Here is a 16,078-nt window from a genome sequence, read left to right as displayed (position 1 = left end):
ACCGGCCGCTGGCGGAGCCGAAACGGCTCTCCGCTGCCGATGCGCTTAGAGTGGCAAGGGAGCACTTTGAGAGGCAGCACGAGAGTGCATTGCGTTTCCTAGGGCTCGCCCGTGTCGCGATCTCCAGCAACTGGGAAAATCACGCCGCGTTCCTGTTGCACCAATCGGTCGAGACTGCCTATTCCTGTGTTCTGCTCACGCTCACCAACTACAGTCCGCCATCGCATAACCTCAAATTTCTACGCGGGCTTGCCGAAGACCAGGACCGCCGGCTCGTCGACGCATGGCCGCGCGACCATCATCGGCTCACGGCATGGTACAACATTCTTAACGAGGCCTATGTGAAGGCGCGCTATTCGAAACACTTCGAGATCACCGACGAAGCGCTGGCTTGGCTGATCGAACAGACCGAGCACCTACACCGCCTCGTTGAGAGGATCTGCAAGGAACGACTGGCAGAGTTGGCGCAGATAGGCGGCGCCACCTAACCTGCTTTCCGAGCTCCGCTGCGCTTCGACCAAGGGGATGGAATTGACTAGGACCGAGGGATGGACTCGCCGGAGACATTAAGGTCCGCCAGATCCGCTCGCGGTGGTACAGGCCTTCAGAACGGTTACCGTCTCGACGTCCACTGTTGGCCGCAGTGCTGGTAGATACCGAAATTCTATCTTTGAGGCCAAATGGTGACCGCGAGCTCATCGCGTGATGCGACAGTATTTTGCAGCGAAAGCCGAGCTGGAGAGCTTGAAGGAACAGTTGGAGGTGGCACGACAGGGCGGCCGGCGAGGCGATCGGCATTGCGATGGTCATCCCGGCAGCCCGTCTTCGTCATAGAGATCATCGTGGGCCGACGCCATATTATGTTCCCGCCTCGGCGGCCTGCCGCAGCGAGCACCCAGACCTCGTCGACCGAAAAGACTTTTCCACCCTCGACCAGTTTGCTGCCGGGGGCGGTCGGCCCTGTGTCAGCAAGAATCTCTGCGATTTCGTCTGAGCGGAAATCATCCTTCGTCCCTGAGAAGGAGGTCAGCAGAGCTACAGGCCATCCGCCCCGGCACACATAGACTTCGTCCTGTCGGAAGGCCAAATCGATCAGCTCTTCCAGCCGTTCTGCCGCCTCCTCGAAATCGATGAATATCTTCATTGGCATGGCTACCAGACTACCAGACCCGTTCATGCAGTACCGCATCGAAGGCGCCGTCGACGGAAACAAACGCGCAATGTTCGAGCCGCGCCTGTGCGGCGAGTATACGTTCCCACGGATCGCGGTGATCCCATTCGAAGGCCGCCGCCAGTTCGGCATGTAGATCGTTGATGGCAAGGGTCTGCAAACCGCTATCCGAGACTGCGGCACGCAACTCCTGCGGTTTGAGATCGAGCTTTTTCAGGCGCATCTTGTTGGCGAGCTCGTAGAAGGACACCGCGCTGACGAGGATGGTATTTGCCTTGTCCTCGATCAGCAAGCGTGCCGTCGCTGAGAGGCGATCACTGCCGATTGTCCACCAATAGACCGCGGGGCTGTCGAGCAGTACCTTCATTTTGAGGTCTTGCGGTCGTTGGGTCCGCCCTGCCAGATGCCGACATCGTCATTCCGGTCGCCGGCATCGATTGCGGCCTGTTCGGCGTCGACCTCGTCGAACAGGTCGTCCGGCAGACCACGCTGGCGCAACAGGCCGAAAGGGCGCTTGCCGCCGTCGGCCGGACCGATGCGGGCATAGACTTCGTTGCCGCGCATTATGATGATTTCCTCGCCGTGGTTGGCGCGGTCGAGCACTTCGGCGAAATGCTTGCGGGCTTCGCTGATCTTGTACGTGGTCTGGGGCATCAAGGCCTCCGTCGTTTGCTTGTCATGGGCACCATAGCCTCGCTCGGAGACGTGTAAAACGACGCTGTACGCATCACTATCGATACTTGATCCGGATTCCGCGTACACCCACGCTCGCCGATCTCACGATGTTGCTCGATGAGATGCAGCTGCTGCACGGTGAGATCCTCAATCTCTTGGAATTTCAGGAAAAATCGGAAATACGAGCGCCAATGATGCTCATGCTGAGCGTCACATACAGAATTCAAATACCGAATCCATCCATGAACTTGAACCTAGCTCTCGAAAGAGCTGGGGGCGAAGGCCGAGCCAGAACCGGAACGCCGGCGCGAACCGCTGAAGGCATTTCCGCTTAGTATGGTGCTGCAGGCCTGCCCGGAGATCGCGATATATGGCCCGGATGGCTCCGTTTCGAGCTGGCGCGATCTGATGGCGGCCGCGGTTGTCGTCCGGTCGATGCTTGGCGTCAGTCCGAGCGCCTATCAAGATGCCTGTGATGTGATGGGGCCGGAAAACGCGGCCGCAGCAATCGCCTGCATCCTCGAGAGGCAAGGGCATATCAACTCGGCCGGCGGTTATCTGCGCGACCTGACGTCCAAGGCCCGTCGAGGCGAGTTCTCATTGGGGCCAGTTCTGATGGCATTGATGCGGGCACGTGGGGTGCAAGTGCGAAGGGTCTCATGATCGACATTTAAGTCGATCGGAGCTCAGCGATACCGATTGTTTCGCAAAACGCTCTAGGATTGCTCTTGCATGAGCATGATCCGCGCGTAAGTCAAGAAAAGAGCCCGCCGCGGCGAAAAGGCTACAGCAGGAAATTTCGGGAGGACAGCGACGGTCTTTCGGCCTTTTCGCCAATGCCAGAACCGTTTATCAGTTCTGCCGCAAAGAGGACTCAGCCGAGCCAGCGGTTCGGCAAGACGAAGATCAAAGGAAGACGTTATGGCGACCGGTACGGTAAAATGGTTCAACGCAACGAAGGGTTTTGGTTTCATCCAGCCGGACGACGGCAGCGCCGATGTCTTCGTCCACATTTCCGCGGTGGAACGGGCCGGCATGCGCGGCCTCAACGACGGCCAGAAGATTACCTACGAGCTGGTGAAGGATCGCAAGTCCGGCAAGATGTCGGCGGATAACTTGCAGCCCGCTTAAGCCTGTTTGCAAAACCGCGTTCCAGGAGGCCGGGTAGAACCCGGCCTTTTTCGTTCACAATACCTTCTCGACACAATGTGCCTCGGGGTTGAATTTGGTGCAGTGCAGCATGACGACCTTATAGCCGACCGAAGCGATTCGTCTCCTCCCGAACCGCTTCGCTCCAACGGACAGCTCTCCTCCTCCCAAGCTGTCGGTCAGTTTCGTAGCCCGGCGCACCTCCTCCCGCGTCGGGCTTTTGTCGTTTTCACTGGAACTCTATGCCGATCTTGCCATTCTTATCGACCAATGCCCGCGTCCAAGAATTCCAAGGAGGGATCGTGGAGATCAGTGCCAGTGACCGCGAGCTCATCGCAGTGGTGCGACAGTATTTTCCAGCAAAAGCCGAGCTTGATAGCTTGAAGAAACAATTGGAGGCGGCACGACAGGCAGCCGGCGCGGCGATGTCCCCGCCAGAACGCCGAGCACGCCGCCGACCTGCAGCGCTCACATCGCTTGAAGGCAGAAATGCTGTCGCTGATGCAGCGTGCTGAAGCCTGCGGCAGCGCAGCATCGGCCGCTGACAGGCGCGATAGATCGGAGGCGGAAACGGAACCGGAAGAATGGCAGTCGTTTGAGACGCGAGTCGATACATTATTCGGCGCGTAGTTCCGCCTAGACGATCAGCCGGGCCGCTCGTCCATTCTTTCGTTCCGCGTTGTTGTGATAGCTCGCCGCCTGTGTCACCGACTTGTGCAGCGACTGCTGCATTGCTTCGGGCAGAGGGATACCGCGGTTTGCCGCCTCGGTCAGATAGCCGGATCTTAAGCCATGTACCGAAAACAGCGCGGGCTCGAGTCCGGCCTGTTTGGCGCGAGCTTTCAGGATGAGGTTGACAGACTGGGGCGTCAGCGCCCGACGGTCGACGTTGCCCCATTGATCGATGCGCCGAAACACCGGCCCGGCTGCAATTCCGGCTTCCGCCAGCCACCGTTTCAGTGCGGTCACCGGCCTGCCGATCAACAGCACATGTTCGTCATCGTCCTCGGTCGTCGTCTTCGTGCGGCCGAGACGGATCGACAGGCAGGGGAGGGAGGGGAGTCCTCGTCGGAGGGGTCGGCGCGCACCGGTTCCTCATCAACGAGATCCTCGACACGCAATCCCGCCACTTCCGACCGGCGACGGCCGCCGGATGTGTGATGACATCGACCGTGACCGCCGCGGCGGTTTCCAAGAATTTCGGAGCCTATCAGGATGCCGCCGTGCGGGAACCGGTGATCACACCAAGAATGGTCGACCGCGCACCGTGCTGCCTATGAGGACTATGTGCGGCTGTCGCAGCTTGACCGGCGCGTCGAGGCGATGCCCGACCTGAGCGATGCCGATCTCGCCGCCGTGGAGAAGTCCGAAATGGAGCCGGGCCTCGACCATCTCAATGCCGAGCTCCTGATGGATAAGCATGCTGCCGACTGAAACCTCGGACATCACGCGGCTTGCGGCGGCTGCCGGTGCAGCGGATGCAAACTCATGCCGCCTCGATGTCCGTGCACGAGAAATCATCGCCTTTGTAGAGCAGAGGTTCGTTGCGCGTCCTGGCCAGCGCATAGGAAAAACAGTCGCCATAGTTCAGACCTGCCGGATGTCGGCCCTTGCCGTAGCTGCGCCAGGCTCGCCTTGCGACGGCGATCTGATCCGCGTCGACGGCGACGATTTCGACGCCCGCCTTGTGAAGCCAGAGATCGAGTTCTGCGGCGCCGGCTTCGCCGAGGCGCGCCTCGATGACGATGGCGAGCTCGAGGACTGTCGCGGCCGACATGAAACGTCGGGGAGCGTCGACGATTTTTCGCTCGTAGTCTTCCGCTTCCGGCTCATTGAACGCGATCGCGACGATGGCGGATGTGTCGATGACCATCAGTTGGGGAGCCCGTTTTCGTCATACCCTAAGATCTCGTCGGCGGAGCGGTTGTCGAGCACCGGCAGCTTCGCCCAGCGTCTGCGGCTGGCGCCAAGCTCCTCGAGAAGAACATCGCGATTTCCCACGTTTGCGAGGCGCCGCAGCCGTTCCTCCAGTGCCCGGCGGGTCGCCATGGTAATGGTTTCACCGGTTTTCTCGGCCAGTGCCTTTGCAAGGCGTTCCGTCTCTATATCTTTGATGCTGAGCGCCATTTCTGGTTCCTTGGTTCCTATTTGTCTATATTCTACCTGGCTCCGCCGCAGGCGCAAGGGACAGGTACGACGCATCCACTTCATCCACGACACGGAGCGTTTTTGCCATGCGGAACAGCTCGCCACAGCGGTTTTGCCCCGACTTTTGCGGCTTTCCGGCTCAAATCGATCACTATCGATACTTGGTCCCTATCGATAGTGATTGCGCGCGGAAAGTGGCGTCCGAATGACGGAAAGATAGGACCTATTAACGTCCGTTGGTGAAATTTTAGATGTTAATTCATATGGTTAATTGTTCATAATAGGTCCGTTCGGTCTGTTGAGGCCGTTTCCGCCATTCGGCATCGCGCGGGCGCGCCTTAACAAGTACATCGCTCACTCGCCGGTCGGCGGGCTTGCTCGACGCATGCAATTCGCCGACGCCTGTGCCTCCCTCTGGCTCGACGGCGAGCTTGTCCATCTCGAAGATCTCGTCCTCCACGACGCCGCGACATCCGCACCCCCACCCACGAACTGACCCCGCGACGTCCTGAAAACCCGCCGGCGGATTGCGGCGCAGCCGCCCGCCTGGGCTTTGTCGGCTGACGCCTCCGCAGCTTGCGCCGCCAAGCGTGGCCTGGACCATCAATCGGTGGCGCCGGCGGCGTCGAGAACGAAGACGCTGTGGTGCGTACCGACGCGGCCGGAGAAGGGGAGGGGGAGGGCCGCGATGACGGCGCCAGCCCGCTCGACGCGGAGTTTGCCGCCATCGACGCGGTGCTGGCCCGATGCAGCGATCGAGGCGGCGAACACGCCCGGCCCTGCGAGGGACCGGGAGAAGGATCATCTCGACTGGGACGAGGACGAGCGCCTGGAGGAGTGGAGAGCGGTGATACGGCAAGCCGAAAATCTGCCGGCGGTGCTGCAGGCCGTCGCCCTTAATGCCTGGAACGAGCTCGCCGTGCGGCAGCACGCGCCCCTGGCTCGGCCGGCTGCTGTCCGCATCGATCCTGCGCCCGGCCGGCGTCACCGCTGCCTGCGTTCAATCTCGGTCTCAAAAGCGTTCTCGCCGATCGGGGCCGGCATCGCGATCGCGCAACCCGGTTGCTCGCCATCGCCCAAGGATTGATCGCGGCCGCCGAGGTCGGCCTGGGAGCTCGCTGGAACTCCGAAGCCGCATATAATTGTTTAAATGCGTTTATAGACGAGCTGGGCTGCGGTAAGGTCGGCGAGTCCAGAGCCTACACTTTTGAAACAAGTGATCTGATTTGCGTTCGCACGTGCGAATTCGTCCTTTCGGCACAGGTCGGTGAGAGTGCCAAGAATGGCTTCCTTGCCAATTACCCCCGCGGCGAGTGGCTCGATAAGCTCTCCCGCCTCCTCGAGCGCTACCGCGGTGTCAACGTAGATCGACGCGCGACGCATCACTTCGTCATCAGCCTCTCGCATCTCCGGGGTAAAGGCCCCAATGAGATCGACGTGAGTGCCCGGTTTCAGCCACTCGCCTCGAACGACAGGTTCGGTTGCAAGCGTTGCGGCGCTGACTATGTCGGCGGATTCGATTGCGGTTTTAATGTCTGTCGTGGATTGCGCGGGAAGGCCCTGGTCACGGAGGGACGAGGCGAGGCGGTCGGCTTGTTCGGGATTGATGTCCCAGACGACGATGTGCCGAAGCGATCGCACTGCGGAGTAAGCGTCCGCGATCAAGCTTCCCACCCGGCCAGCGCCCATAATGACCAGCGATGAGGAGTCCTCTCGAGAAAGGTATTTGGCACCAAGCGCAGAGGCTGCCACGGTGCGCCGGCTCGTCAGTGTGTTTCCATCCATAAGGGCTAACTGCTCGCCCGTGATGGCATCGTAGAGCATGTATGTCGATACGACAGCAGGCAGGCTACGGTTCATGTTGCCCGGCATAATGGTCACCAGCTTGACGCCGAGGAAATGATCCTCGTCATCGGCGTTGGACCAGGCGGGCATCAAGAGCAACGTACCGTCAGGTTCACCTTCGCTGCGTAATGTGTGATGGTGGCGCGCGGGTGTCTGGCATCCCTTAGCAAAGCCCCGTTGAAGAGCCGCTATCAATTCCGGGAAGGGCAGCTTTGCGGCGGTCTGTCTGGCGTCTAGTAGCAGTGGTTCACCCATGTTCGACTCCTGCTCCGTGGCAGCTTAGAGGGTTGGGATACTGTATGTGGGTCAACAGCGGGTTGGCTCGCCGACCTGCTGCTCGGTTCCCGGCATCAAGTCGCGGTATCCGCGGGGCTCCGGCAGGAATTCCCCATTCAGACTACAATTCGGCTCAACTGTCCGGCCCTCGTTACGGCGGTTGGTCATCGGACGAAAAAACATCCGTGCGGGCACCTCTAGACAACGAAGCGTATCGCGCGTTGGATCTCGAAGTAGTCTTGCGCCTCAAAGCGTAGCGTTCGTGGCGCGACATGCTTCATGCCGGGATACCAGCTGTTCCTGTAAGCATCCGTCGGATTGGTATATTCAACGACGAGCTCGAACTGCTCGGTAAGCTTCGGCAGCGAGGGCTTGGCATTTCTCGCCAGGGCTTTCTCCACACCTTCACGGATCGCGGCTACCGCAGCCGCCGGGACCAGAGATTTTGTAGCCGGACCAAATCCCTCACTGGTGGCTAGAGTGGCGATACCAGGAACCGCAGCTTCCGCTTCGGCACACATACCTGCATCACCGGAAAGAAAGGCCGACGGGACACCGTAGCGCGAAGCGCACAGAGAATTGAGCGTAAACTCTGAGGCCACTTCGCCATTAATCAGGAGCCTGGAAACCGCGCCGCTTAACGTGTGAGCCAAAGGATTCGTGTCGGTGCCCGCCTTGTTGTGGTAGCCGATATACAGAGCGGCTGAAAAGCTTCCATCGATGCCGAACATCATCTCATCTGGATGCCCGCTCCAGCCCCTGACAACGCTCACGTACGGCGGCAGCTTTGATAGGATTAGGTTCCGAGCCGACGAGTGCGCGTCTTTCACGACGATTTCGGTTGCGCCGGCGGCACGCGCTCCTTCGCAGGCGGCTACTAATTCGTTCGTCATGTATTCGCGGAATTCCGCGTACTCAGGCTGGCCCTTCTTGGCTTCGTCCCAAGCCGTGATTCCTGCGGTGCCTTCGATATCTGCGCTAATGAAGATTTTCATAATGCCTCCTTGCATACGAAAATGCGGACGAGCAAAAGGGACGCCCCGGAGTAGCTCAGGGCGGCATTTGCCTCGTTGCCGCGGGCTAGTTCAGTGTTGTTTCGAGTCTTCCGGTCTTAGCCGGTATTGCCAGATTGCAATGCGACTGACCCCCAACTTCCGATCATGATTTGGCATCCTGCCGGGTCGACTCACCGACATATCCTATGAAATCGCCGTGCAGGCGGGTGACAGCATTCAGCCGTTGTTCCACGTGCGGGCCAAGCTCCTTGAAAACCGAGTTAATCAGCAGATTGGCTAGGTTCGCCATGTGAGCCGTCGAATCCCAGAACATGTTGAACTCCGTCCGAACGACGAACATCTCATCGGCGAGATCATGACCCCAATCGCAATAGGCATCGGTTATTAGCGTCAGCGGGATTCCGCGCGACTTCGCGTTCTTGGCCAGTAGTTCCGATAAGCGTGAATATCTTCGCGCTTCAAAAATCACGAGCGCGGTGGATTTTTCTTCGTTTAACAACGCCTCGGAGAAGTTCCCGCCAGCGATATCGACAAGATGCACGTTGGGACGCAGATATTGCAACTGATTGGCAAAGTACTGTGCAAGCCCCCGTTCGGTCTGAAATCCGGCCACGAAGATTTGTCGATAGCGCGCCAGTTTTTTCACCGCCCTGGCCCAATGTTCTGTTCGCGCGAGTTCATAGATCCGCACGAGGCTCGCGATTTCTAACTCCAGCCCGCGTCCTTGCTCACCGTCGCCGGATTTGGTTCGGTCGTGAAACTCCTTCAATCGGTCACCAAGGAGCCACGGACCTCCTCCGATGTCGTGCTGCAGGTCTTCCTTCAAAGCCTTGAAGTTCTGATAACCCAGACTACGGCAAAAGCGTCCCACGGTCGGTTCGCTCACACCAATCCGTTTTGATATAGAAGCGGCAGTATCAAAGGGCAGTTCAGCAATGCTTGCCAGCATGAAAGTCGCTATGCGGCGCTCCGCTTTCGACCCCGCCATAACATAGTCATTTAAGCGTTGCTTGACCGTCTTCGTGGACATTTGAAGCCTTGATAGCTCTGTAATTGGTGCGCTCCGGTGAAAGGAAACTTTCAACTGGAAACCGTTCTAACATTTCTTATGCCCCGAATTGGAAGAGTGTCAAATTGAAATTTAAATGACAAAATTGGTATTGACTTTATGAAACTTACAAATAGCCTGTTGGAGGAAGGTTCGATCAACCGACAAAAATTGGGGAACTAAAATGAGGAAAAAGGTCTTTGCGGCCTCCATACTTGCTGCCTCGTTGGCGGCTTCCACGTATTTGACGCCGGCGTTTGCCGGCGAAGGCGAGACATTCCGGATGATCGTCGAGGAGCCTCGCTTCATGGATCCCAATCGGGTGGATGACGGCGCGATTGTCATTCAGAGCCAGCTTTTCGAACCGCTCGCAAAGATTCGAAACGACGGGACACTCGTCTATTTGCAAGCCAGCTCCATAGAACGATCCAAGGACGGTTTGACCTGGACGATAAAGTTGAAGCCGGAAAACAAGTGGTCGAACGGCGATCCCGTGACCGCCAAGGACTGGGAATACTCCCTCAAGCGCATCCTTGACCCGAACACTGCGAGCGGCAATGCGCAGTTTCTGACGGAAATCAAGGGCGCGAAGGCTTACAATGCCGGTGAAACGAAAGATGCCGCAACGGTTCAGATCAAAGCCGTGGATGACCACACGCTTGTTATCGAAACGGAACGCGTGGCGCCCTCGTTTTTGGCGAAGCTCGCGTTACCATACATAACGCCGGTTCCGCAGGCCGTAGTAGAGAAGTGGGGCGAGCGTTGGACGCTTCCCGAACACATCGTTTCCAATGGTCCGTACAAACTCGTATCCCGGGTAAACGATCAATCGATCGAGATGAACGTCAATCCCTTCTATGCGGGAAGGAAGCCGGCAATTGACACGATCAGGATGACGGTCGCGTCGGGCGATATCTGCGAAGCGCAACTTCGAGCCTACGAGGCTGAGGAAATCGACTTCGCCACGTGCATTCCGATACAGGACATTCAGAGGGTTCGGCAGGACGCCACTCTTGCCAAGGAATTGATCACGAATCTTGATTCCGGCACTTGGTGGGTCCAGTACGATAATTCGCATGCTCCGTGGGACAACAAGGACGTAAGGCAGGCGTTGAGCTTGGCCATTGATCGGAACGCGCTGTCGTCAGTCGTCAGCGATGGAACCGCGGCAGTCGCAAAAACAATCGTTCCGCCGGGTATTCCCGGTGCAAACGAGGACGACGCAATCAAGGGAAATGTGGACACTGCGCGCGAGCTTCTGGCCAAGGCAGGCTACCCCAACGGCGCCGGGTTTCCTCCATTCACTCTCACAGTGCGGGATAGCGCTTCGCAGCCGATCGTCGCGCAACTGCTGCAGCAGATGTGGTCCGAAAATCTCGGCATTAACGCTACGATCAACGTCATGGAGTTGAAGGCTTTCGCCGCTTGGGTGAACGCCCGCAAGAGTGCGCCCTACGACATTATAACCGCTCTTTGGGTATCCGATTACGTCGATCCGGAAAATTGGTATGGCGATCTGATTACCGATGATTATCGCAACAGCCATTTCAAAAACGAGGACTTCGCGTCACTGATCAAAAAAGCGAAGGTGGCTACCGACGAAACTCAGAGGATTGAGACCTACCGGCAAGCGAACAAGATCTTGGAGGAGCAACAGCCGATGAGCGCCCTCTATCGGGAAACGTCGCTGTGGCTCGTTAAGCCTTATGTCAAAAACCTTCAGCCGGACACTACTCTGAGGCTCTATCCCATCCGAGATACGGAAATCGTTCGGTAGGCTGGAAAAGAGATGTTCTCATTCATGTTGAGGCGAGTGCTTGCCAGTATCCCAACTCTCTTGGTTGTTTACACGGTAACATTCGCAATAGCCCACCTCACGCCTGGCTCGCCATGGGACAGCGCGAGCGCAAATCGGCCGATGGAGCCAGCCGCGAAGGCTGCCCTGGATGCGAAGTACAATCTGGATGAACCGTTGCAAGTTCAGTACATCGGCTATCTCTGGGGCGCCGTTCAAGGCGACCTCGGGCCGTCCTTCCGGGACCCCTCACAGTCCGTAGCCGATATCGTGAAGAAATTTCTTCCGACGTCGCTTGCCCTCGGCTCGATGGCGATAGCCCTCGCCATCGTCATGGGGCTACTGCTTGGCGTGGTGGCAGCCCTGACGCGTTCGAGAGCTCTGGATACTGCCATACTGTTCTTCTGTACCTTCTGCGTGTCTCTACCGACCTACATCATCACTGCGGTGTTGATCGTGACCATGGGAGTCGGGCTTGGGCTTGTTCCAACGTTTGGGTGGAAGGGGCTCTTTTCCACCTCAGCTATCGTACCCGTTGTTTCCCTCGCTCTCGCTCCCATGGCGGCGATCGCCCGCTACTGTCGAAACTGCGTTCTGGAGGTCATGCACAAGGATTTTGTCCGTTCAGCTCGGGCGAAGGGAGTGAAGCGAAGTCGCATCATCGCGGTTCACATATTGAGAAATGCCTTGGTTCCTGTCGTGACAGTTGCCGGATCGTACGCCTCCTCAGTACTCGTTGGTTCATTCTTCGTGGAATCCATCGCCGGCGTGCCTGGTTTCGGGCGGTACTTCGTGCTGGCAGTGTCGGCAAGAGACTATCCTGTCATCATTGCGACGACCCTCGTGTACGCGGTGATTGTGGTCCTCTGTAATCTGCTCGTCGATATCGCTCATTTCATGATCGACCCCCGAACCCGCGAGGACGTACGATGACGATGGTGCCATCGACCCAGCGGCGTGGTGTTCCACTGCTATCCGCATCCCTTCGCATCAAGCCCGGTCTAGCCGTTGCGATTGCGTTCCTGGTGCTGATCGTCGTTGTTGCTGCATCCGCTTCATTCCTGCCTTACGACGCGTACCGCCAGGATCTGCTTCACAGAAATTCGCCCCCCAGTTGGAACCACATACTCGGGACTGACGAGTTGGGCCGCGACATGCTGGCTCGTCTTGCGATCGGAGCCCGTGTCTCACTGGTCGTTGCCGTGACATCCACCGTGGCGGCGGTTCTGATCGGCATCGCCGTCGGCGCTATCGCGGGATACAAGCGGGGCTGGATTGACAGTGTTTGCATGCGTTTCGTTGACAGCATGTACGCATTCCCCGACACATTGTTTGCAATTCTGATCGCCGGCGTTGTGAAGGGGCAGTTGAACCAGTCTTCCACTGACTTCTTTTCACCGATAACGGCGCTTTATAAAATGTCAGGAGGGCTGTTCGGCGTCTTCCTCACTTTGAGTTTTACCTCTTGGCTGGTTTGCGCACGCATTGTACGCGCAGAGGTGATCATACTTCGATCGGCGGAATATGTTGCGGCCGCTCGATTGGCGGGTGCTTCAGACTTGTTCGTAATGCGGCGCCACATTTTGCCGAACTGCCTGCCGGTGATCATCGTTTCGGCAACATTCGTGGTGCCAAGTGCAATCCTACTTGAAGCTGGGCTGAGCTTTCTGGGCGTTGGTGTCGATCCACCTACACCGAGCTGGGGAGCGATGATCGCGTCGGGCGTGAGGTCGATGCAGTCGTATCCGCATCTGCTGATTACGCCAGCAATAGCGGTGGGACTCACATTGCTGTCCATCAACGTGATCGGCGACGCATTGCGCGAGCATTTCGATCCTTCATTCAGACGCGGCGGAGAGGCCTCATGAGTGAACTCCTGAAAGAGATCGGCGAGACGACAAACAATGCCGGTGCTCGCCTGGGCGAAACGATCCTCGAAGCTCGAGACCTGCATGTCATTTTTGGCACCGGTGTGCGGGCGGTGGATGGAATCAACCTGAAGATCTATCGCGGCGAAACGCTTGGGGTCGTGGGGGAGAGCGGTTGTGGCAAATCCACCCTTGGGCGCACATTGTGTATGCTCGAGGCCCCGACTGGCGGAAGCGTTGCGTTAAATGGCCTGCCCATCAGCGATATGAAGGGGCGCAGTCTGCGTGAGGCCAGGAAGAGCCTGCAAATGGTGTTCCAGGACCCGTACAGCAGCCTTGATCCAAGGCAGCGGGCTGGCGAGATCATTGCGGAGCCACTCCTTCTGGCCGGAGTCGACAAAAAGCAGCGGCAGTCGCGGGTGAATGAACTGCTTGATCTCGTTTCGATCGGAGCGTCCGGATATGCGAGGTTTCCTCGAGAGTTCAGCGGCGGGCAGCGGCAGCGAATTGGGATTGCCCGGTCACTCGCCGCAAATCCCGAAATTATAATCTGCGACGAGCCCGTCAGTGCGCTGGACGTGTCCGTTCAGGCTCAGATCGTCAACTTACTTGTATCGCTGCAGCGCAAGCTAAAGCTGACCTACGTGTTCATATCCCACGACTTGGCGGTCGTTCGGCAGATGGCGGATCGGGTTGCGGTCATGTACCTTGGTCGAATTGTCGAGCTAGCGGATGCTGACACGATATTTGCAGCTCCGCGTCATCCCTACACAGCAGCCTTGTTGTCTGCGGTGCCGACAATGCCGACATCAACTGACAAGCGCAAACCAATCCCACTATCGGGGGATCCTCCTTCTCCGATGCATTTGCCGTCCGGCTGCCGGTTCCAAGCGCGATGCTGGCTCAGACAAAACCTCGGTTCACCGGATGCATGCTCCGCCGTGGACCCGATGTTGTCGGGCACAGGTGATCACCAGGCGGCCTGTCACTTTCAAGAACATGTCGACGCGCAGCGCGGAGCCCGGAATGCTTAATCAGATCAGACATTCTGCCGATCATGACGCGATATTGTCAGTTGAGAATCTGTCGATAGACATTGAAAGCAAGTACGGTGTGCTTCACGTGGTGCGCGGCGTTTCCTTCCACGTTAACGCGGGCGACCGGATTGGTGTTGTAGGGGAGTCGGGATGCGGAAAGTCAACCTTGGCTCTCGCCATCATGAGACTGCTCGCTCCGGGCGCGGCTCCCGTCAGCGGTAGCATTCAGTTTCTTGGAGCTGATCTGCTCGCGCTGTCGGAAACGGAGATGCGCCGGCTGCGCGGCAACGAGATTGGGATGGTGTTTCAGGACCCTGCCGCGAGCCTGAACCCGATGATGACCGCAGGGCGTCAAGTCGGCGAGACAATCGAGGCTCACGAAGGCGTCTCGAGAAAGATCTCAGCCAGTGCGGCGGTCGACATGATGCGCTCCGTCAGGATACCTGATCCAGCCGTGCGTGCCGGCCAGTATCCGCACCAGTTTTCCGGGGGCATGCGTCAGCGCATTGTCATCGCGATGGGAACTGCGAATAGGCCCAAATTGATCATAGCCGACGAACCGACCACGGCTCTCGATGTCACCGTTCAAGCGCAGGTGATCGAGCTCCTCGAAAAGATGAACACAGATACTGGTTCGTCGATTGTCTTCATTTCTCACAATATCGCCCTGGTGTCGGAGTTTTGTTCCCGGGTGATAGTCATGTACGCGGGGCGTATAGTCGAAGAAGGTTCAACATCAGACATCTTTTCGAGGCCGTATCATCCCTACACTTCGGCGCTCATAAAATCGGTTCCTCCGCTTGATGAACGGCTTGCGGCCGGATTGGTCCCGATCGAGGGGCGCCCGCCAAACTTGGCGAGCAAGGAAGTTGGATGCGCCTTCGCCGCTCGGTGCAGTTCTAAAATCGAGAAATGTACACAAAGCAGTCCACCCCTTGTGGCGATGGGACCTCGAAAGGTTGCATGCTGGGCGGCAGCGGTACAATCGTAACTGACTTGCACGGGGTGGGGCCCACACGTCCGAGGCCGCGACCGCGACTGCCTATGAGAATGGTGTTCGGCGCGGCACGCGTCCGTTCTCCCTGTCGTGCGCGCTCGATCTGGCCCGCCGCAGGGTGCACGCATCACTGCAAGCTCGCGAACTTGTTAATCTTTGGAGGGGTATTAAATGATTGAAGTCGAATGGACGCGCATGACTGCCCCGGATTTGCGGGCAATCGCGATGCAAAAAGCCGCGCTTGCAATCCTTCCCATAGGTTCCCTTGAACAGCACGGACCACATCTCCCCGTTGTTACTGATACCGCGAGCGCCTCGGAAGCGGCAATCCGGGCCGCGCGGCGGGTAGCCGCTGAGACTCCTGTCGCAGTACTGCCGGGACTATGGCTCGGAATGAGCGAGCACCACATTCCCTTCGGCGGCACGATCTCGGTCGACTATGAGACAATGAACAAGGTCCTGCGGTGTATCGTGCGTTCGCTGAAGGCACTGGGCTTCGCTCGGCTGATGATCGTAAATGGGCATGGAGGTAACGTTGAGCCGCTCGCCGTCTCAGTGCGAGAGGTGGCGGTCGAATTTGAGATCCCGATTGTTTCTTGTCTGCCCTGGGGATTGGCGCGCGAGGAGGCTTTGAAGATCTTTGAAGTGGATAAGCGCTCTCAGCACGCCTGTGAGGGAGAAGCCTCCATCATGCTGGCGATTACTCCTGAAACGGTTCGTTCAGATCGTTTCGAGCAAGCGTTCGCAGAGCAAACGCATCCATTGAGCCCACAGCTCGGCGGCACGCGGTTCTACTCCTTTGCCGAGTATGCTCCGACCTCAGGAACATGGGGAGATCCTCGCAGCGCGACGGCGGAGAAGGGCGAGCGATTCCTGGATCTGCAGGCATCAGAACTAGTGAAGCTCATCCAGCTTCCAACGCTGTGGACCAGACCTGATCCAGTATGGAGTCCGGGGCGCGGCTTACAATCGACGGAAGGTCGGCTTTCGCTCGACATGTTCTGAGGTCCCGCGACCAGGGCTAGGCCGCGGCCCAGGCGCTGTCCTGAGCCG

The 16,078-nt window shown here is 58.2% G+C and carries 15 protein-coding genes and 5 pseudogenes; 11 read left to right on the top strand and 9 right to left on the bottom strand.

Annotation, left to right across the window (positions count from 1 at the left end; all coding sequences use genetic code 11):
* Positions 1-488, top strand: a 488-nt coding sequence (locus N181_RS25415) for a HEPN domain-containing protein (protein WP_155621623.1), incomplete at its 5' end; no start/stop codon positions are given.
* Between the two features lie 318 nt (positions 489-806).
* On the opposite strand, the pseudogene N181_RS25410 reads toward N181_RS25415, so the two are convergent.
* The 3 genes and pseudogenes from N181_RS25410 to N181_RS25400 all read right to left on the bottom strand — a co-directional run bounded on the left by N181_RS25410 (position 807) and on the right by N181_RS25400 (position 1,825).
* A pseudogene (locus N181_RS25410) lies at positions 807-1,150 on the bottom strand (hypothetical protein).
* 10 nt (positions 1,151-1,160) lie between these two features.
* On the bottom strand, positions 1,161-1,538 hold the full coding sequence (locus N181_RS25405) for a type II toxin-antitoxin system VapC family toxin (protein WP_037435254.1): 378 nt from the start codon (positions 1,536-1,538) through the stop codon (positions 1,161-1,163).
* The gene (locus tag N181_RS25400) at positions 1,535-1,825 is read right to left on the bottom strand and encodes a type II toxin-antitoxin system Phd/YefM family antitoxin (protein ID WP_037435255.1); all 291 of its coding nucleotides are present in this window, start codon (positions 1,823-1,825) and stop codon (positions 1,535-1,537) included. Before N181_RS25400 ends, N181_RS25405 begins: the two co-directional genes overlap by 4 nt.
* 95 nt (positions 1,826-1,920) lie before the next feature.
* Here N181_RS25400 and repC point away from each other — a divergent pair.
* Together repC and N181_RS25385 are read left to right on the top strand one after the other, a co-directional pair.
* Positions 1,921-2,509: pseudogene (gene repC / locus N181_RS32385) on the top strand (plasmid replication protein RepC); the annotation flags it as partial.
* 258 nt (positions 2,510-2,767) lie between these two features.
* A complete protein-coding gene (locus N181_RS25385) occupies positions 2,768-2,977 on the top strand; it encodes a cold-shock protein (protein WP_037435258.1) in 210 nt (69 codons plus the stop codon).
* Positions 2,978-3,631: 654 nt separating this feature from the next.
* On the opposite strand, the pseudogene N181_RS25375 reads toward N181_RS25385, so the two are convergent.
* Positions 3,632-4,149 (bottom strand): annotated as a pseudogene (locus N181_RS25375) (tyrosine-type recombinase/integrase); the annotation flags it as partial.
* 6 nt (positions 4,150-4,155) lie between these two features.
* Between N181_RS25375 and N181_RS25370 the strand changes: the two are divergent.
* Positions 4,156-4,429, top strand: a pseudogene (locus tag N181_RS25370) (type II toxin-antitoxin system Phd/YefM family antitoxin).
* Between the two features lie 52 nt (positions 4,430-4,481).
* Here N181_RS25370 and N181_RS25365 read toward each other — a convergent pair.
* Both N181_RS25365 and N181_RS25360 read right to left on the bottom strand, forming a co-directional pair.
* On the bottom strand, positions 4,482-4,868 hold the full coding sequence (locus N181_RS25365) for a type II toxin-antitoxin system VapC family toxin (RefSeq protein WP_037435265.1): 387 nt from the start codon (positions 4,866-4,868) through the stop codon (positions 4,482-4,484).
* On the bottom strand, positions 4,868-5,122 hold the full coding sequence (locus tag N181_RS25360) for a type II toxin-antitoxin system VapB family antitoxin (RefSeq protein ID WP_037435268.1): 255 nt from the start codon (positions 5,120-5,122) through the stop codon (positions 4,868-4,870). The genes N181_RS25365 and N181_RS25360 overlap by 1 nt, the downstream gene beginning before the upstream one ends.
* A gap of 292 nt (positions 5,123-5,414) precedes the next feature.
* Between N181_RS25360 and N181_RS32380 the strand changes: the two are divergent.
* Positions 5,415-6,253: pseudogene (locus N181_RS32380) on the top strand (RHE_PE00001 family protein); the annotation flags it as partial.
* Between the two features lie 36 nt (positions 6,254-6,289).
* On the opposite strand, the gene lhpI reads toward N181_RS32380, so the two are convergent.
* The 3 genes from lhpI to N181_RS25335 all read right to left on the bottom strand — a co-directional run bounded on the left by lhpI (position 6,290) and on the right by N181_RS25335 (position 9,310).
* Positions 6,290-7,243: a bifunctional Delta(1)-pyrroline-2-carboxylate/Delta(1)-piperideine-2-carboxylate reductase gene (gene lhpI, locus N181_RS25345; protein ID WP_037435270.1), complete on the bottom strand. Its 954-nt coding sequence runs from the start codon at positions 7,241-7,243 to the stop codon at positions 6,290-6,292.
* Between the two features lie 218 nt (positions 7,244-7,461).
* Entirely contained in the window at positions 7,462-8,259 is a 798-nt protein-coding gene (locus tag N181_RS25340; protein WP_037435963.1) for a M55 family metallopeptidase, read from the bottom strand.
* Between the two features lie 163 nt (positions 8,260-8,422).
* On the bottom strand, positions 8,423-9,310 hold the full coding sequence (locus N181_RS25335) for a MurR/RpiR family transcriptional regulator (RefSeq protein WP_037435277.1): 888 nt from the start codon (positions 9,308-9,310) through the stop codon (positions 8,423-8,425).
* Positions 9,311-9,512: 202 nt separating this feature from the next.
* Here N181_RS25335 and N181_RS25330 point away from each other — a divergent pair, with 202 nt between their 5' ends.
* The 6 genes from N181_RS25330 (at position 9,513) to N181_RS25305 (ending at position 16,030) form a co-directional block, all read left to right on the top strand.
* Positions 9,513-11,105: a peptide ABC transporter substrate-binding protein gene (locus tag N181_RS25330; protein ID WP_037435278.1), complete on the top strand. Its 1,593-nt coding sequence runs from the start codon at positions 9,513-9,515 to the stop codon at positions 11,103-11,105.
* Positions 11,106-11,117: 12 nt separating this feature from the next.
* On the top strand, positions 11,118-12,056 hold the full coding sequence (locus N181_RS25325) for an ABC transporter permease (protein WP_037435279.1): 939 nt from the start codon (positions 11,118-11,120) through the stop codon (positions 12,054-12,056).
* A complete protein-coding gene (locus N181_RS25320; RefSeq protein WP_037435280.1) occupies positions 12,053-12,991 on the top strand; it encodes an ABC transporter permease in 939 nt (312 codons plus the stop codon). Before N181_RS25325 ends, N181_RS25320 begins: the two co-directional genes overlap by 4 nt.
* The gene (locus tag N181_RS25315; RefSeq protein ID WP_050994746.1) at positions 12,988-14,025 is read left to right on the top strand and encodes an ABC transporter ATP-binding protein; all 1,038 of its coding nucleotides are present in this window, start codon (positions 12,988-12,990) and stop codon (positions 14,023-14,025) included. The genes N181_RS25320 and N181_RS25315 overlap by 4 nt, the downstream gene beginning before the upstream one ends.
* A complete protein-coding gene (locus N181_RS25310) occupies positions 14,018-15,019 on the top strand; it encodes an ABC transporter ATP-binding protein (protein WP_037435282.1) in 1,002 nt (333 codons plus the stop codon). Before N181_RS25315 ends, N181_RS25310 begins: the two co-directional genes overlap by 8 nt.
* A 177-nt stretch (positions 15,020-15,196) precedes the next feature.
* On the top strand, positions 15,197-16,030 hold the full coding sequence (locus N181_RS25305) for a creatininase family protein (protein WP_037435283.1): 834 nt from the start codon (positions 15,197-15,199) through the stop codon (positions 16,028-16,030).
* Positions 16,031-16,078 lie beyond the last annotated feature (48 nt).

The organism is Sinorhizobium fredii USDA 205, from assembly GCF_001461695.1.
Lineage (GTDB): Bacteria > Pseudomonadota > Alphaproteobacteria > Rhizobiales > Rhizobiaceae > Sinorhizobium > Sinorhizobium fredii.
This window is presented reverse-complemented; position numbering and strand designations above follow the sequence as displayed.

Excerpts from the sequence above, each read along its gene's own strand:
- N181_RS25405 (WP_037435254.1), bottom strand. The coding sequence starts at position 1,538 with ATGAAGGTACTGCTCGACAGCCCCGCGGTCTATTGGTGGACAATCGGC.
- N181_RS25400 (WP_037435255.1), bottom strand. The coding sequence starts at position 1,825 with ATGCCCCAGACCACGTACAAGATCAGCGAAGCCCGCAAGCATTTCGCC.
- N181_RS25385 (WP_037435258.1), top strand. The coding sequence starts at position 2,768 with ATGGCGACCGGTACGGTAAAATGGTTCAACGCAACGAAGGGTTTTGGT.
- N181_RS25365 (WP_037435265.1), bottom strand. The coding sequence starts at position 4,868 with ATGGTCATCGACACATCCGCCATCGTCGCGATCGCGTTCAATGAGCCG.
- N181_RS25360 (WP_037435268.1), bottom strand. The coding sequence starts at position 5,122 with ATGGCGCTCAGCATCAAAGATATAGAGACGGAACGCCTTGCAAAGGCA.
- lhpI (WP_037435270.1), bottom strand. The coding sequence starts at position 7,243 with ATGGGTGAACCACTGCTACTAGACGCCAGACAGACCGCCGCAAAGCTG.
- N181_RS25340 (WP_037435963.1), bottom strand. The coding sequence starts at position 8,259 with ATGAAAATCTTCATTAGCGCAGATATCGAAGGCACCGCAGGAATCACG.
- N181_RS25335 (WP_037435277.1), bottom strand. The coding sequence starts at position 9,310 with ATGTCCACGAAGACGGTCAAGCAACGCTTAAATGACTATGTTATGGCG.
- N181_RS25330 (WP_037435278.1), top strand. The coding sequence starts at position 9,513 with ATGAGGAAAAAGGTCTTTGCGGCCTCCATACTTGCTGCCTCGTTGGCG.
- N181_RS25325 (WP_037435279.1), top strand. The coding sequence starts at position 11,118 with ATGTTCTCATTCATGTTGAGGCGAGTGCTTGCCAGTATCCCAACTCTC.
- N181_RS25320 (WP_037435280.1), top strand. The coding sequence starts at position 12,053 with ATGACGATGGTGCCATCGACCCAGCGGCGTGGTGTTCCACTGCTATCC.
- N181_RS25315 (WP_050994746.1), top strand. The coding sequence starts at position 12,988 with ATGAGTGAACTCCTGAAAGAGATCGGCGAGACGACAAACAATGCCGGT.
- N181_RS25310 (WP_037435282.1), top strand. The coding sequence starts at position 14,018 with ATGCTTAATCAGATCAGACATTCTGCCGATCATGACGCGATATTGTCA.
- N181_RS25305 (WP_037435283.1), top strand. The coding sequence starts at position 15,197 with ATGATTGAAGTCGAATGGACGCGCATGACTGCCCCGGATTTGCGGGCA.